The sequence below is a fragment of the Brevibacterium sp. UBA7493 genome (assembly GCF_002479565.1).
GTDB classification, from domain to species: Bacteria; Actinomycetota; Actinomycetes; order Actinomycetales; family Brevibacteriaceae; genus Brevibacterium; species Brevibacterium luteolum.
In genome coordinates this window covers 442,341-457,636 of record NZ_DLOD01000015.1, presented here as the reverse complement: position 1 = coordinate 457,636, position 15,296 = coordinate 442,341, and the positions used below count along the sequence as shown (strand labels likewise).

Annotated in this window: 14 protein-coding genes; 8 read left to right on the top strand and 6 right to left on the bottom strand. The window is 66.9% G+C overall.

From position 1 onward, the window contains the following. Positions 1-136: 136 nt before the first annotated feature. The gene (locus tag B4E96_RS10965) at positions 137-472 is read right to left on the bottom strand and encodes a hypothetical protein (protein WP_286957550.1); all 336 of its coding nucleotides are present in this window, start codon (positions 470-472) and stop codon (positions 137-139) included. Positions 473-628: 156 nt separating this feature from the next. Here B4E96_RS10965 and B4E96_RS10960 point away from each other — a divergent pair, with 156 nt between their 5' ends. The 6 genes from B4E96_RS10960 to B4E96_RS10935 all read left to right on the top strand — a co-directional run bounded on the left by B4E96_RS10960 (position 629) and on the right by B4E96_RS10935 (position 6,114). Continuing rightward, complete coding sequence (locus tag B4E96_RS10960; protein ID WP_286957549.1) at positions 629-2,578, top strand: acetate--CoA ligase; 1,950 nt, start codon at positions 629-631, stop codon at positions 2,576-2,578. Between the two features lie 517 nt (positions 2,579-3,095). Continuing rightward, positions 3,096-3,662, top strand: coding sequence for a peptidoglycan-binding protein (locus B4E96_RS10955; RefSeq protein ID WP_286957548.1), 567 nt, complete (start codon positions 3,096-3,098; stop codon positions 3,660-3,662). 163 nt (positions 3,663-3,825) lie between these two features. After that, complete coding sequence (locus B4E96_RS10950) at positions 3,826-4,389, top strand: cell wall-associated hydrolase (protein WP_286957547.1); 564 nt, start codon at positions 3,826-3,828, stop codon at positions 4,387-4,389. 169 nt (positions 4,390-4,558) lie between these two features. Continuing rightward, entirely contained in the window at positions 4,559-5,137 is a 579-nt protein-coding gene (locus B4E96_RS10945) for a peptidoglycan-binding protein (protein WP_102162393.1), read from the top strand. A 139-nt stretch (positions 5,138-5,276) separates the two neighbouring features. Beyond that, positions 5,277-5,432: a zinc transporter permease gene (locus B4E96_RS10940; RefSeq protein WP_102162394.1), complete on the top strand. Its 156-nt coding sequence runs from the start codon at positions 5,277-5,279 to the stop codon at positions 5,430-5,432. Between the two features lie 295 nt (positions 5,433-5,727). After that, positions 5,728-6,114, top strand: coding sequence for a metalloregulator ArsR/SmtB family transcription factor (locus tag B4E96_RS10935; RefSeq protein ID WP_170273731.1), 387 nt, complete (start codon positions 5,728-5,730; stop codon positions 6,112-6,114). A gap of 213 nt (positions 6,115-6,327) precedes the next feature. Here the strand turns inward: B4E96_RS10935 and B4E96_RS10930 are convergent, their stop codons facing one another. The 3 genes from B4E96_RS10930 to B4E96_RS10920 form a co-directional block, all read right to left on the bottom strand. Further along, on the bottom strand, positions 6,328-7,245 hold the full coding sequence (locus B4E96_RS10930) for a DMT family transporter (protein ID WP_165883905.1): 918 nt from the start codon (positions 7,243-7,245) through the stop codon (positions 6,328-6,330). 24 nt (positions 7,246-7,269) lie between these two features. After that, the gene (locus B4E96_RS10925) at positions 7,270-8,499 is read right to left on the bottom strand and encodes a pyridoxal phosphate-dependent aminotransferase (protein ID WP_286957546.1); all 1,230 of its coding nucleotides are present in this window, start codon (positions 8,497-8,499) and stop codon (positions 7,270-7,272) included. A gap of 73 nt (positions 8,500-8,572) precedes the next feature. Further along, positions 8,573-10,066, bottom strand: coding sequence for a glutamate--cysteine ligase (locus tag B4E96_RS10920; protein ID WP_102162398.1), 1,494 nt, complete (start codon positions 10,064-10,066; stop codon positions 8,573-8,575). 92 nt (positions 10,067-10,158) lie between these two features. On the opposite strand from B4E96_RS10920, the gene B4E96_RS10915 reads away from it, so the two are divergent. Next, positions 10,159-11,319 carry a M20 family metallopeptidase gene (locus tag B4E96_RS10915; protein ID WP_286957545.1) on the top strand — a complete coding sequence of 387 codons (1,161 nt, stop codon included), beginning with the start codon at positions 10,159-10,161 and terminating at the stop codon, positions 11,317-11,319. A 91-nt stretch (positions 11,320-11,410) separates the two neighbouring features. Continuing rightward, on the top strand, positions 11,411-12,532 hold the full coding sequence (menC, locus tag B4E96_RS10910; RefSeq protein ID WP_286957544.1) for an o-succinylbenzoate synthase: 1,122 nt from the start codon (positions 11,411-11,413) through the stop codon (positions 12,530-12,532). Positions 12,533-12,600: 68 nt separating this feature from the next. Here menC and B4E96_RS10905 read toward each other — a convergent pair whose 3' ends face one another. After that, positions 12,601-13,059 (bottom strand): DUF3817 domain-containing protein, encoded by a 459-nt coding sequence (locus B4E96_RS10905; protein WP_259846839.1) that lies wholly within the window; start codon positions 13,057-13,059, stop codon positions 12,601-12,603. Positions 13,060-13,169: 110 nt separating this feature from the next. After that, the gene (locus B4E96_RS10900; protein ID WP_286957543.1) at positions 13,170-15,065 is read right to left on the bottom strand and encodes a M20/M25/M40 family metallo-hydrolase; all 1,896 of its coding nucleotides are present in this window, start codon (positions 15,063-15,065) and stop codon (positions 13,170-13,172) included. Between the last annotated feature and the right edge of the window lie 231 nt (positions 15,066-15,296).

Below are 15,296 nucleotides of genomic sequence, written 5' to 3'. Positions count from 1 at the left end.
CGGTCTCGTCGCCGGCTACCCGGCTGGTTTTGCCCTGCCGCCTGTGAACCTGGACCTGGCTGCTGGGTCGATCGTCTGGCTGGGCGGTCAGCCGGCTGCTCTGCAGCACACACCCGTGACCGGCTGACGAGGTGTCTCAGTCGGTGCCGTCCGGCCGCCGGGTGCCCGGTTCGCCCGGTTCGGCCTGCTCGCCGCGGCGGCGGGCGTTGCGGGCGGCCTCGCGCTGGGCGCGGCGCAGTTCGCGCTGCTCGTCCTTTGCGGCCTGTTCGACGGCGATGCGCTTGTCGCGGTCGGCGTTCTCCTCACTCGGGCTGATGATCTCCCAGACGATGAGGGTCGCCACCAGCGTGACTCCGGCGACGGTGCCGAGGCCGAGCGCACCCCACGGGCGGGGCAGCGTGCCGAGCCCGATCGCCCAGTGGACGCCGAGCACCGCGAGCGCGGCCAAAGCCATGGCAACGACATAGCGCATCCTTCTCCAGCTCCTTCACCGGTGAGACGGCGCACCGGCACGTGTCTGCAGACCCGACCACCGCCTCGGCGACGGCGCCCAGCCCTGCCTGAGGGTGAGCCGTGGAGTTCGGGGACCTGCTGTTCAACTCTGGTGTGTTGTAGGCAACAATAGAGTATGAGCGATCACACCGACAGCGCCGTCTCGACGGCGCAGCAGCCAACAGACACTCCCTACGACCGCGCCTTCGCCCGGGCCGCCGAGGATCCTGAGGGCTTCTGGCTCGACGCCGCTGAGCTCATCGACTGGGTGAGGAAGCCGACCCGTGCCCTCGACAGCTCGCGCGCCCCGATCTACCGCTGGTTTCCCGACGGTGAGCTCAACGTCTGCTACAACGCCCTCGACCGGCACGTCGACAGCGGCCGCGGGTCTGATACCGCGCTCATCTACGACTCCCCGGTCACCGACCAGATCAAGCACTACAGCTACGCCGATCTGCTCGATGAGACCGCCCGGTTCGCCCAGGCGCTGGCCGAGCGCGGCATCAGCAAGGGCGACACCGTCGTCATCTACATGCCGATGATCCCCGAGGCGGTCATCGCGATGCTCGCCTGCGCCCGGCTCGGCGCAATCCACTCGGTCGTGTTCGGCGGATTCTCCGCCAACGAGCTGGCCGTGCGGATGAACGACCTGCGCCCGAAGGCGATCATCTCGACGTCCTGCGGCATCGAACGCAACCGGACGATTGAGTACAAGCCCCTTCTCGATGCCGCGATCGAGAAGGCCGAGGAGGACCCGGAGTTCACCGTCATCGTCCAGCGTCCGCAGCACGAGTGCGAGCTGACCGACGGCCGCGACCTCGACTATGCCCAGCTGCTCGCCGCGACCACCGAGCACGCCCCGTGCACGCCGGTCGCCTCCACCGATGAGCTCTACGTGCTCTACACCTCCGGCACCACCGGCAAGCCCAAGGGAATCGTGCGCGACGGCAGCTACGCGACCGCACTCGCCTGGTCGCTGCCGAACATCTTCGGCTTACATCCCGGCGACACGATGTTCACCGCCTCAGACGTCGGCTGGGTGGTCGGCCACTCCTACATCGTCTACGCCCCGCTCATCGGCGGGGTGACGACCGTGCTGCTCGAAGGCAAGCCGATCGGCACCCCGGATGCCTCGACGTTCTTCCGGATCGTCGCCGAACACGACGTCGACGTCTTCTTCGCCGCCCCGACCGCCATGCGCGTCATCCGCAAGGAGGACCCCGACGGCGAGATGATGAAGCGCTACGACATGGCCTCGCTCAAGGCCTGGTACATGGCCGGTGAGCGCCTCGACCCGGACACCTATGAGTGGACGACCGAGAAGCTCGCCGAGGCCACCGGCCGGTCCATCCCGGTCATCGACAACTGGTGGCAGACCGAGACCGGCTGGCCGATCGCCGCCAACCCGATCGGCCTGCACACCTTCCCGCTCAAGGCCGGTTCGCCGACGAAGCCGGTGCCCGGCTACCAGGTCGAGGTCCTCGACGCCGCCGGCAATCCGGTGCCGGCCGGTCAGGACGGGCTCGTCGTCATCCGGCTGCCGATGCCGCCGGGAACGATGGCCACCGTGTGGGAGGATGACGAGCGCTACATCTCCTCCTATCTCTCGGCCTTCGACGGCTACTACCTCACCGGCGACGGCGGGCTCATCGACGCCGACGGCTACGTCTACGTCATGGGCCGCACCGACGACGTCATCAACGTCGCCGGCCACCGCCTGTCGACCGGCATCATGGAGGCCGCGATCGCCGCCCACCCGGCTGTGGCCGAATGTGCGGTCATCGGCGTCTACGACGCGACGAAGGGCCAGATCCCGCGCGCGTTCGTTGTGCTCAAGGACGGACCCGATGCCGACCACGAGGAGGTCAAGGCCGATCTCGTCTCGCTGGTCCGCTCGGACATCGGCCCGGTGGCGGCGATGAAGCGCGTCGACATCGTCTCCGCGCTGCCGAAGACCCGTTCGGGCAAGATCCTGCGCAAAACGATGCGCGAGATCGCCGACGGCCGCGAGGACGTCGTCGTGCCCTCGACGATCGAGGATCCCGACGTGCTGGAGAACATGCGCAGCGCACTGCGGGAGGCCTGAGCCGCACTGCGCTCACTGCGGGCCCTGGGCCGATTGCGGCCAGGGCCCGCTGTGCTGTCACCGCACGATGGTGGGAGACGCTCGGGACAGGGCGCGAACGTCTACGACAAACGTGCAGAGAGGCTCCGCGAAGGTCGTAAGCGATGAGGCCACCTTAGCTTCAACGTCGCTGAAGATCTCTCACAGTGCGGACGCATGGAGGTTTCTTTCATCTGTCCTGGCTGAAGCACCCAGCCCGATGGTTGAGAGCTCAATGACCGCGCCGGTCCGCATGTGCACGCCGGATGCGGCAGGTGGGTATGGGAGCTGCAAGCCGGGATTCCCACGCGCAGTGCAGCCGATGATCAGGGTGCAGTCAGATTCGGGGCCTTGAGAGATCACAAATCGGTTGCGATTGTTAAACACGTCGCCGAGACCGGGACGGGAGACCACCCCCAGACTTCCTGTCAGCCTCACCCGGGCAGCTGGGCTCAGCAGACACAGCACAGAGTCAATCAACCCCTGAAAGAGCACCATCATGAAACTCTCCAAGACACTGCTGACCACCGCTCTCGCTGCCGGTATCCTCGGCGGCGGGATCATGGGATCACCGGCGATGGCCGCCCCGAGCTTCGACCCGGCCGCGGCGCCGGTCGAACAGCGACAGGAGGCATTCACCACCGTGGCCGACCTCGACCAGACACAGATCGACAACGCCCGCACCATCATCGGTGTCGGACGCGGCGGCGCACTGCCCGACCAGGGCATCGTCATCGCCCTCATGACCGCAATGCAGGAATCCTCGATGTACAACCTCGACCACGGCGACCGTGACTCACTCGGCCTGTTCCAGCAGCGCCCGTCGATGGGCTGGGGTGCACCCGAGCAGGTGACCGACCCGGTCTACGCCTCGAAGTCCTTCTACGGCATCAACCCCGAGGGCTCGAACCCCGGCCTCATCCAGATCGACGGCTGGGAGAGCATGGCCCCGACCCAGGCCGCGCAGGCAGTGCAGCGCTCGGCCTACCCTGATGCCTACGCCAAGTGGGAGCCGCTGGCCCGCGAACTGCTCGCCGCCCACGGCGACGCACCGGCGATCCCCTGACCCCGCCGGTCGTCCGCTGACCCCACCGGTCACCCCCTCGTGACCCGATGACTTCCTGAGGGCAGCCCAGAACCCTCAGGAAGCCCGCCCCCACCACTCCCCTCGCCCGGACGCATTCCGGCACCGACCATCCCCACACACCCTGTGACGAACGGAGCAAACCATGTCGATCACACTTCTGTCCCCCACCGTCCGACGCATCGGCACCACCGCCGCTGCCCTGACCATCGCCGCAGCCGGCATCGCCGTCGCCCCGGCGACCGCCGCCTCGGGACCGGACACCGCAGCCGCCCAGGAGCAGACCGCCGAAAACGACCGGCGGGCCGAGATCATCAACCGCGCCCAGTTCTGGGTCGACCAGGGCGTGCCGTACAGCATGTCCGCGTACTACCCGGATATCAACGGCAAGAACTACCGCACCGACTGCTCAGGATTCGTCTCCATGGCCTGGGGACTTGACGACAGCCTCAGCACCGTGACGCTCGTCGACGTCGCCCATCCGATCGCCAAGGAGGACCTGCAGCCAGGTGACGTGCTCATGCGCGGCGGCCCGGGCACCGGCGGCGCTGCAGGCCATGTCGCCATCTTCAACGGCTGGGCCAACGCTGAGCGGACCGCCTACCACGGTCTCGAACAAGCCGGCGACGCCGGAGCTGTGGCCCGGGAGATCGGCTACCCGTACAACGGACTGGAGGGCTTCGAAGCCTACCGCCTCAACGGCCTCTGATCCCGGGCCCGTCCCACCGGCACCGACATGGGAGCGGGTCTGAGCGCAGCTGGGCCCGCTCTCGTCGTGCCCCCCTGCAACCGGGGTCCGTGACTGTGACGAAGTTTGCACCGCACCCCCAGCCGACGCGGGTGTCGAAATCCGCCGGGCAGGGGCTAGCATGTCTGCCATGGCCAGCTCCACCCGCCGACCGCAGCTCATCGGCCCCGCCATCGGATTCAGCATCACCGCAGCGATCCTCGCCGCGGTGTTCGTCGTCGTCTGGGCAATCGGCGCGATGGGCGTGACCGGCCCGACGATCGTGCGCCAGTGGGAGCTCAGCCACGTCGACCGGCTCAACAGCAGCCAGCTCGAGCACGCCGAGACGATCATCAGCGTCGGCCGGGATGCCGACCTGCCCGATGACGCCATCGTCATTGCGCTCATGACCGCGCTGCAGGAGTCCTCACTGCGCAATCTCGACTACGGCGACCGCGACTCACTCGGCCTGTTCCAGCAGCGGCCCTCGCAGGGCTGGGGCACACCTGAGGAGGTGCAGGACCCGGTGTGGGCCGCGCAGTCCTTCTACGGCGTCAATCCCAAGGGACGCAACCCGGGGCTGGTGCACATCTCCGGCTGGGAGTCGATGACCCCGAACGAAGCCGCCCAAGCGGTCCAGCGCTCGGGCTTCCCGCACGCCTATGGCCGATGGCAGTCGCTGGCCGAGGAGATCCTCGAGTCCCACGACACCGTCACCGCGTCACCCTGAGCACTGCGCGGCTGGCTCTGCAGACCCCACCCCAGTCACTTATGCGCGGAGTTGCATACCGCCTGCAGTATGCATTTATGCGCATGGGTTGATATGCTGGCGGCGTCGCACTTTCGCAACGTCTCCCCAGGAGGATTCAATGGCAGACCACAAGATCGCTGAGCACACCGTCGAAGACCACCAGCACGGCGGCCCGGACTGCAACCACGAGAGGGTGCAGCACGGCGACCACTACGACTACATCCACGACGGACACAAGCACGCCGAACACGGCGACCACTATGACGAGCACTGATCCCCGGCAGCCCAGCTGACAGGGCCTCGATCAGACGTGCGGGTTCTGCTGCGTGAGCGGCAGAACCCGCAGTCGATTCACAGCACGGTCGAGCGGATCACAGCACGGTCGAGTCGACCGCGACGATCCACACATGCTGAGCGTGACACATCCAGATATGGGAGCTCCCGCTCAATGCTTTCAAGCCTCTCACAGGGAATCCAGCATCTTCTGATAATTTGGCTATCTCCCAGTAAAACAACCGCGATGCGACCATCGTCGCCTGCGGCCCGTCGTCCTAAGGTACAGTCCTCCCATGCTCAACGAAGCCGACGCATATTCCCTCCGACGCACACACGACGACCACCCCCACGTCTCCGAAACACCGTTGACCGACGTCCCCACCAATGTGCGCGATGATCTGACGATCAGCCGCACGGCAGAACTGTTCAAGGCCCTGGCAACCCCGTCTCGGCTGCGCATCCTGCTCGTGCTCTCGCACGGTCCGACGACCGTCTCGAGCGTGGTAGAGCAGACGGCGCTGTCCCAGCCGCTCGTGTCCCAGCACCTCAAGCTGCTGCGTGGACTGCACCTCGTCAGTGTCAACCGCGTCGGTCGCGAGGCGATCTACTCGCTCAAAGACGACCACGTCGCACACATCATCGTCGACGCCATGACCCACGCAACCGAACAGCACTTCTGATCGCCGGTGCGCTGCTGAACACCTCCCGCCCCCCTCATCATCACCTTCGATACGACGCTTAGGCCCCGCTGCGGCCAGCCTCAGCGGGGCTCATTGCTGCTCAGGCGACCTCGGACATGTCGGGGGACCAGAGTAGGACATAGCACGATACGGCATCCGTCACTGCACCGTGGCACACCGGCCTGTCGAGGAGTTCTGCGCGGAAAGGCGCAGCTAGCGCGCCGGTCGCCGGCCGCGGGTGCGCAGCAGGCGCATGCCCCCGGAGACGAGCCACACCACTGCGATGACGACCGCAATGCCGGCCCACTGGCCGATCGCCAGCTGCTCTCCGGCGAGCAGCGTGCCGAGCAGGACCGCAGTGATCGGCTGAGCGAGCATGAGCGAGGCGGTCTCAGTGACCGGCAGGCGGGTGGAGAACACCGCCAGCAGGCCCCATGCGCCGGCCTGACCGAGCACTGCCAGGCCGACCATCGCCGCCCAGCCGCCGACCCCCAGATCGAAGTCGAAGCCGCCGAGGATGAGCCCGCCGATGAGGGTGACAGCGCCGGCCGAGGTGGTGGCGACGAGCACCGGGGTGACGATGAGGCCCGGGTCGAGCACTCGGCAGCGGTAGGTGCCGTAGATGTAGACGCCGTAGAGCACACCAGAGAGCACCCCGAGAATCGCCCCGCGCAGGGGAGCGGTTGCACCGGGGTCGACGCCGAATGCGCCGCCGGTCAGCAGCATGCCCACGAGCATGACCGGCATGCACCACAGGAACAGCCGGCCGGGATGCTGACGGTGCAGCAGCCACACGAGAGCGGGGAAGACGACGACCTGAACGCTGATGAGCACCGTGGAGACACCGACGCCGGCGTCGTAGACGCTTTGGGCCCACATGATGTAGTCCAGACCGAGGAACGCTCCGGCAGCTGCGGCGACCCCCACAGTCCGGCGACCGGGCAGACCACGGCGGGACACCTCGGCGACGGCGAAGGGGGCGAGCGCGATGATCGCCAGCGCGCAGCGCAGGAACGCCGCCGTCGAGGGGGTGGCCTGGGCGAGAATGAGCAGCAGCGCCGCCGAGCCGAGGCCGACTGCGGCGGTCAGCACTCCGAGGCGGGCGAGTGCTGGCGAGTCGGTCAGGCTCACCGGCGCCTCGGTGCTGCGGGGACGTCAGGCTGCATGGCGCAGCCGTTCGGTGAAGGCCCTGATGCGGGTCAGGGCTGCGAAGATCTGGTCGGGGCCGGCGGCCAGCGACAGGCGCACGCACTCGTCGCCGTGGACGTTGTCGAAGTCGAGGCCGGGTGAGAGTGCGACTCGCTCCTCCTCCAGAAGTGCCGCGCACCATTCGGTGGCTGTGGAGTAGGGGCCGAGGACATCGGTGATATCGGCGTACATGTAGAAGGCACCGTCGCAGGGTGCGAGGTCTTTCCAGCCGAGTTCGTCGACGGCGTCGAGGACGTACTGGCGGGCGGCGGCGAAGCCGGCCACGGCAGCCTCGCCCTCGGCATAGGCGGCTTCGGAGAAGGCGGCGACTCCGGCGTGCTGGGCCGGCACGGGGGCGCACAGGGTGATGTTGCCGGCTAAGCCGGCGGCGGCCTGGTGGATCTCCGGGGGCATGATCGCCCAGCCGAGCCGCCAGCCGGTCATGCCCCAGTACTTCGAGAACGAGGAGATGACGATGGCGTCGGGGTCGTAGGCGATGGCGGTCTCACCGTTGGGGTTGCCGGATTCGGTGGCCTGGGTGCCGGGGAAGGTGATGCCGTGGTAGATCTCATCGGAGATCAGCTGCACGCCGTTGTCGCGGCACCACTGGCTCAAGGCGATGAGGCTGTCGCGGTCGAGCATCGTGCCGGTCGGGTTGGCCGGTGAGGCAACCATGAGGCCGCGCAGCGGAGCCTCGGCTTGGGCGGCTTCGAGCAGTTCGACGGTGGGCTGGAAGCGCTCCTCGACGCCGCAGTCGAGTTCGACGACCTCGCAGCCGAGGGCGGTGAGGATGTTCTTGTAGGCGGCATAACCGGGCCGGGCGAGCGCGACGCGGTCGCCGGCGTCGAAGGCGGCGAGGAAGGCGAGCAGGAACCCGCCGGAGGAGCCGGTGGTGACGAAGAACCGGTCGGCCGGCACATCGAGGTCGTACCAGCGGCGGTAGTGACCCGAGAGCGCCTCGCGCAACTCGCGGATGCCGGTGACCGGCACATAGCCCAGGTCGGTGCCGTCGCGCATGATCTCTGATGCCCGCTCGCGCACGGCTGCCGGGGCGCCCTGGCCGGGTTCGCCGACGCACAGGGAGATGACGTCCTCGCCGGCGGCCTTGAGTTCAGCCACACGGGAGACGATGTCCATGACGGCGAACGGGCGGACGGTCTGGGCTCGCTCAGAGATGTGGATGCTGCGCTGTGTCATACCGCCAGCTTCTCATACCATGCCCGGCCGATCCCGGCCCGACAGGCGCGAGAGACCAACGGGTCACAGTCGCCTACTGGTCGCCGACCGGCCAGGTGTGCACCGGGGCTCCGGTGGACTGGTGGCGGATGTAGAGCTCGAGCAGTCGCTTGAGTGCGTCGCGGCGCTCGGCGGTGTCCGGTTCGGTCAGCCGCGGTTTGAGCGCCATGAGCGTGCGCAGCTGCCAGGTCGCGCCGTTCTGCCGGGTGCGGGCGCGGGCTTCGATGATGTCCATGTACTCGTCGATGATCGCGGCATCGACGTCAAGCATCTGCAGGCCCTTGCGCGCCTGCGGCACAAGCGTGGTGCGGATGAGGTCGGCGACGTCGACGCGGCCGAGCTTGGGCCACAGGATCCGCGAGTACAGCCCGGAGCGGGCAGCGGCGAAGAAGTTCTTCTCCGCATCGGGAAACGACAGCCGTGACCACACCGGCCGGTTCTCCTCACCCATGTACTTCACCACGCCGTAGTAGAAGGCGGCATCAGCCACGAGGTCGGTGACCGTGGGCCCGGCCGGCAGCAGCCGGTTCTCCAGCCGCACATGGGCGAGATCGCCGTCGGCAGCGTAGATGGGCCGGTTCCAGCGCCACACCGTGCCGTTGTGCAGGTTGAGGTAGTGCAGGGCCGGAGAGCTGCCGAGCATCACCGGGGTGCCGGATTCCTCCCGGCTTTCGGGCAGCATCGGTGGGAAGTACCGGACGTTCTCCTCGAACAGGTCGAACACGCTGGTGATCCACCGTTCGCCGAACCACACCCGCGGGCGCACCCCCTGGGTGACAAGCTCCGGGGTGCGGGTGTCGATCGACTGGGTGAAGACTGGGATGCGGTTCTCATGCCACAGCTTGTAGCCGGCGAACAGCGGGGCGTTGGCGCTCAGCGCCACCTGGGCTGCGGCCATCGCCTGCGAGGCGTTCCAGGCGGTGGCGAACCGGTTGGGCGGGACCTGCAGGTGCAGCTGCATCGAGGTGCAGCTCGATTCGGGGGCGACATCGGTGAAGTCGTGCCGGTAGTACTCGCGGTCGTGGATCTCGATGCGCACAAGCTCACCGCGCATGTCGATGACGGCATTGCTCAGCGCCCGGTACCGGTTCTCATCGGTGACCCAGCTGGGGTCTTCGAGGAACTCAGTCGTTAGCGTCGGCAGGGTGCCGATCATCGCGACCTTCGCGCCGTGCTCCGCGGCTGCGGCATGGGCCATGTCGAGGCGGGACTGCACACCGTCCTGCAGCTGCTTGAGCCCATCGCCCTGGACGGTGAGGACGGGATGGTTGAGCTCGATGTTGTAGGCGCCGATCTCGGACTGGAAGTCCGGGTGGTCGATCGATTCGAGCACCTTGTGGTTCACCTTCGCCGGCTGCATGTCGGCATCGACGAGGTTGAGCTCGAGTTCGAGCCCGATCGTGCCCTGGCTGGAGAACTCGGCCTCCTGCAGGTACGAGTCGAAGGTCTCCAAGTCGGCGTTGAGCTGCTCGCGGTACGTCGTCCGCTGCTCCGGCGAGTAGCGCTGCCTCGAAACGTCATCTCCCATGACCCAATGATACGTGCCGGATCCCCGCCTGGGCAGGCCTGCGGCATACAATGGTCCCGACTGATACGCCGCTGTGTGGAATTGAGGACCTGATGACTGACCGCTCCGTCGACTTTGCCGCTCTGCCCGATGTCGCCCAGGCGCGGCTGCCGCAGATGCTGACCGATCTGGAGCGGGTCATCACCCTGGAGACTCCCTCGGAGGACCACGCCGCGGTCGCCGCCGGCGCCCGTGACCTCGCCGCGCTCATCGAGGAGCGGGTGAGCACCGCGCCCGAGGTGCTGGAGATCGATGGGGTGACGCACCTGCGCCTGCGGTTCGGTTCCGGGCCGGTCAAGGTGGTGCTGCTGAATCACCAGGACACCGTGTGGCCGCACGGCACGCTGGAGCGGCTGCCGTTCTCCGTCGCTGACGGGATCCTGCGCGGGCCGGGCAGCTTCGACATGCTCACCGGCACGATCATGAGCATCCACGCCACCGCGATGCTGCTCGAACAGGCCGGAGACAGTTCAGCACTCGATGGACTCACGATCCTCATCACCGGTGACGAGGAGCTCGGCTCGACGACATCCTCCCAGCTCATCCGCGACGAGGCCGCCGGCGCGCGGGCCGTCTACGTCATGGAGGCCTCGGCCGCAGGCTCCCTCAAGCTCGCCCGCAAGGGCACCTCGGACTACGAGGTCACCGTCCACGGCAAGGCCGCCCACGCCGGATTGGAACCGGAGAAGGGCGTCAACGCCGGTCTCGAACTCGCCCGCCTCATGCCGCTCATCGCCGAGATGGCCGATGACGAGAAGGGCACGACCGTCGTGCCGACGACGATCACCGCCGGCACCACTCCGAACACCGTGCCAGCCAAGGCAACGGTCCACGTCGATGTGCGCGCCCGGCTGACCTCGGAGCAGGAGCGCATCGATTCGGAGATGCGGGCCTTGAAGGCTGAGATGCCCGGCGCCGAGGTGGAGGTCACCGGTGGGATCAACCGGCCGCCCTTCGAACGCGACGCCGCAGCCCACCTCTTCGACCGGGCCGTGGCGCTGGCCGGTGAGATCGGCATCGCCGAGCCGACCGGCACCGCTGTCGGCGGGGCCTCGGACGGCAACTTCACCGCCGGAGACGGCATCCCCACCCTCGACGGCCTCGGGGCCGTCGGCGATGGCGCGCATGCCGAGCACGAGCATGCGATCATCTCCGAGATCCCGCCGCGCACGGCACTGCTGGCAGCCCTCATCGCCGACCAGCTCGCCGACTGAACCACCACCTCGGGACCGGCCTGCGACCGGCATCACACTCCATTGCTATGGTGGCCGTACCATCTGCCGCCACGCCGCACGGGAGCCTGCCATGAAACTGACCTCGCTGACCCTCCACCAGATCCGGCTGCCGCTCGTCAGCCCCTTCACCACCTCGTTCATGAAGGAGACGGAGAAGGACTGCTACCTCGTCGAGGCGCGCTTCGACACCGGCAGCGGCGAGGTCACCGGCTGGGGTGAGTCGGTCGCGATGGTCGGGCCGCTGTACTCCGATGAGTACACCGCAGGCGGCATCGCCGTCACCCGCGACTGGCTGGCACCGGCGCTGTTCCGTGTCGAGAACCTCACCGCTGAGACCGTCGGCTGGCACCTGCGCCACATCATCGGCCACCCGATGGCCAAGTCGGCGTTGGAGATGGCCGTCATCGAAGCGCAGCTGAAGGTGCAGAACCTGTCCTTCAAGGACTACCTCGGCGGCGTCGTCAACGAGATCCCCTCCGGCGTCTCGGTCGGCATCCAGGATTCGATCCCCGAACTGCTCGAGGCGATCGGCGGCTACCTCGATGAGGGGTATGCGCGCATCAAGCTCAAGATCAAGCCCGGTGCCGACATCGAACCGGTAGCAGCGGTGCGCCGCGAGTTCGGTGATGACTTCCTCTTCCAGGTCGACGCGAACGCCGCCTACACGCTCGTCGCCGCCAACCACCTCAAGCAGCTCGACGACTACGGTCTGCTGCTCATCGAACAGCCCCTCGGCGAGGCCGACATCCGCCAGCACGCCCAGCTGGCCAAGCTCATGGACACCCCGATGTGCCTCGATGAGTCGATCGTCTCCGCAGAAGCGGCTGCCGATGCCATCAGCCTGGGCGCCACCTCGGTCATCAACATCAAGCCCGGCCGGGTGGGCGGCTACATCGAAGCCAAGCGCATCCACGATCTGTGCCGCGCGCACGGCGTGGCCGTCTGGCACGGCGGCATGGTCGAAACCGGACTGGGGCGCGCCGCGAATGCTGCGATGGCGTCGCTACCTGGCTTCACGCTGCCGGGTGATGTGTCCGGTTCGAAGCGGTTCTTCCACGAGGACATCACCGAGGAGATCGTCATGCACGACGGTGTCGTCGATGTGCCGAGAGGCCCCGGTTTCGGTGTGACGATCGACCCGGGCCAGCTGGAGAAGTTCCGCGTCGCCGAATACACCATCACGCCCGACTGACATACACAGCGGCCGGCCACCGGGATCCTCCCCGGTGGCCGGCCGCATTCGTGTGCAGTGAGGGGCGCTCAGCCCTTGGGGATCGGCGGGCCGAGGAACAGCAGCACCCCGAAGAGACAGGCGACGCCGAGGAAGCCGACGACGAGAGCAGCGAACGGGCGGCGGATCGCCCAGTCGCACCATCCTTCGAAGAAGTTCCGCGGCTGGCGCGTGCCGGCGCCCAGCTCCCAGGTTCCGTCAAGCAGGCCGACCCGGCGGGCGTGGATCTCGAAGGGGATCGTGGCATACGGGATGATCGCCGAGAGCAGTCCGGTGGCGATCTGCCCGGCCTTCCACCGCTGTGAGGTGCCGATGAGCACCGTGACGACGCAGTAGGTGAGGAACACGAATCCGTGGATGCCACCGCCGATGCGCACACCGAGTTCAGTGGTGTGGGTGACGTATTTGAGGATCATGCCGGCGATGAGCAGGGTCCAGGTGATGGCCTCGGCGATCGCGAACGTGGTGAAGAGCTTCTTGGGAGTCACCCGACTATTGTGCCGAAGCAGTCTGAGTGAATACGCAACAGGGCCGGTGGCGTGTGCCACCGGCCCTGTGCTCTCAGCTGAGGGATCTCAGCTGATCATCATGTGTCCGATCAGAGGCTGGACTTCCGGCGCAGGGTTGCAGCGGTGATGCCGATGCCTGCGATCAGCAGTGTAGCAGCGCCCCAGACGAGCGGTCTGGCTTCGCTGCCGGTGCGCGGCAGCTTGCCCTTGTCGTCCTTGCCCTTGTCGTCGCCGCCCTTGCCGTCATCGTCCTTGACGTCGCCGACGGTGAAGGTGCCGGTGAGGTCGTCGCCGCCGTCGCAGGCAACGCGGACGTCGTAGGTGCCGACGTAGCTGTTCGGGCGATCGGCGTTGACGCCGTGGACGGCGAAGGTGACGTTGCCGTCCTCATCTGCGGTGGCGGTGTCCTCGTGCTTGAGGACGTCGATGCCGCGGGCCTCAACGGTCAGCTTGGCTTCGGTGCCCGGGGTGCAGCCGGCCGCCATGATGGTGACGCCCTTGTCCTCGTTGACGAAGTCAGCCGGGGAGATCTGCTCAGGCTTGACGGTCAGGCCGCGCTCAGCCGGAGCATCATCGTCCTTGCCGCCGTCGTCATCGCCGTTGTCGTCGTCTTCCTCTTCGAGGTTGTAGGCGAGCGTGTGGGCTGCGAAGCCCATCGCCGGTGCGAAGATGCCGAGCGATTCCTTGCTGACGTTCTCCAGGTTGTCTTCCGGCGTGTGGTAGTGGCGGTCGCGCTTGACGCCGGCGGTGCCGCCGAACTTCTCGACGTCAGCCTCGGTCTTGATGCCGTCGGCACCGGAGAACAGACCGGAGACCGGGACGCCGTTGTCGATGAAGGCCTGGTAGTCCGAACGGCCCGAGAACTCGGTGCCGATGTGCGGCTGGTCGTTCGCATCGAAGAAGTCGGTGAAGATCTGCTCCAGCTCAGCCGAGCCCTCCGGAACGTTGACACCCGGCGGGATCTTCACGTCCGAACCATCGGAGTCAAGCGTGCCGACGACGTAGTTCTCCGAGCCGATCATGTCGTAGTTGAGGTACGCCTTGATCTTCTTGAGCTCTTCAGGGGTGTTCTGCGCGAGGTCGTTGACGTAGTGGGTCGAGCCGACGAGGCCGACTTCCTCTGCGCCCCAGAATCCGAAGCGGACCTTGTTGTCGACCTCGTAGTCGAGCCCGGCCATGCCCTCGGCAACAGCGAGGAGCCCGGCCACGCCGGAGGCGTTGTCGTTGACGCCCGGGCCCTCAGCCACACCGTCGAGGTGAGCGCCCATCATCTGCACGTTGTCCGGGTCGCCGGCCTTGGTCTCGGCCATGACGTTCCAGGTCTTGACAGTCTCGAAGGTCGTCTCGACTGTCATGTCAGCTGTGACCGCGGTCTCCGGGCCCTTCGGGTCGACGGCCTTGATCTTCTCGACCAGGGCATCGCCCTCGGCCTTGCTCAGCGCACCGGCGGGGGCATTGCCCTCGACGCGATCGCCGGCGGTGAAGTTGCTGGCGCCATCTTGGTTGTTGTAGATGATGACGCCGGCCGCTCCGGCCTTGCTCGCGTTGGTGATCTTGTCGCCGAAGGCGCATTCGCCGCGCTGGATGAGGACGATGGTTTTCTTATTGTCCTCACCGAAGGCCTCACCGGAGCAGCCCAGCCCGGCGTTGTCAGCTGCACCAGCTGGCAGCGTCATCGGAACGTCCGTGAGCGGCTCCTCGGTGCCTTCGGCGTTCGAGATCGTGCCGAAGTCCTTCTGCTCCACGCCGTTGACGCTCAGGCTGACCTCGTCGAAGGTCTGCCGCGGGAGATCGAACTCCTGACGCTCAACCTCGAAGCCGGCTTCCTTCATGACGCCTTCGACGTACTCGGAGGCCTCTTCATAGCCCTTGGTGCCGAGCGCGCGGTATCCATCCTCCTTGTTGGCCTCGGAGATCTCGCTGAGCTCGGTGAGGTGCTTGAACACCTGGTCACCGGTCACACCCATATCGGTGTGCTCTGTCACTGGAGCGGCCATTGCCGGGGAGGTCATCCCCAGACCGAGCGCCGCTGCGGCCGTAACCGCTACTGCGGCGCGTGCCAATCGATTCGACATAACAACCTTTCGGTCCATCTGACGGTGCTGCACCTCGGTGTGCCTCACCCCGTGATAGTCATCACACAATGCAACACATTATTACAGTTCTCTGCACGTCTGGTAACGGAATGATAACGACAGTAACGGCTCGGTAACGAA

Excerpts from the sequence above, each read along its gene's own strand:
- B4E96_RS10945 (WP_102162393.1), top strand. The coding sequence starts at position 4,559 with ATGGCCAGCTCCACCCGCCGACCGCAGCTCATCGGCCCCGCCATCGGA.
- B4E96_RS10965 (WP_286957550.1), bottom strand. The coding sequence starts at position 472 with ATGCGCTATGTCGTTGCCATGGCTTTGGCCGCGCTCGCGGTGCTCGGC.
- B4E96_RS10915 (WP_286957545.1), top strand. The coding sequence starts at position 10,159 with ATGACTGACCGCTCCGTCGACTTTGCCGCTCTGCCCGATGTCGCCCAG.
- B4E96_RS10940 (WP_102162394.1), top strand. The coding sequence starts at position 5,277 with ATGGCAGACCACAAGATCGCTGAGCACACCGTCGAAGACCACCAGCAC.
- menC (WP_286957544.1), top strand. The coding sequence starts at position 11,411 with ATGAAACTGACCTCGCTGACCCTCCACCAGATCCGGCTGCCGCTCGTC.
- B4E96_RS10960 (WP_286957549.1), top strand. The coding sequence starts at position 629 with ATGAGCGATCACACCGACAGCGCCGTCTCGACGGCGCAGCAGCCAACA.
- B4E96_RS10920 (WP_102162398.1), bottom strand. The coding sequence starts at position 10,066 with ATGGGAGATGACGTTTCGAGGCAGCGCTACTCGCCGGAGCAGCGGACG.
- B4E96_RS10955 (WP_286957548.1), top strand. The coding sequence starts at position 3,096 with ATGAAACTCTCCAAGACACTGCTGACCACCGCTCTCGCTGCCGGTATC.
- B4E96_RS10925 (WP_286957546.1), bottom strand. The coding sequence starts at position 8,499 with ATGACACAGCGCAGCATCCACATCTCTGAGCGAGCCCAGACCGTCCGC.
- B4E96_RS10950 (WP_286957547.1), top strand. The coding sequence starts at position 3,826 with ATGTCGATCACACTTCTGTCCCCCACCGTCCGACGCATCGGCACCACC.
- B4E96_RS10935 (WP_170273731.1), top strand. The coding sequence starts at position 5,728 with ATGCTCAACGAAGCCGACGCATATTCCCTCCGACGCACACACGACGAC.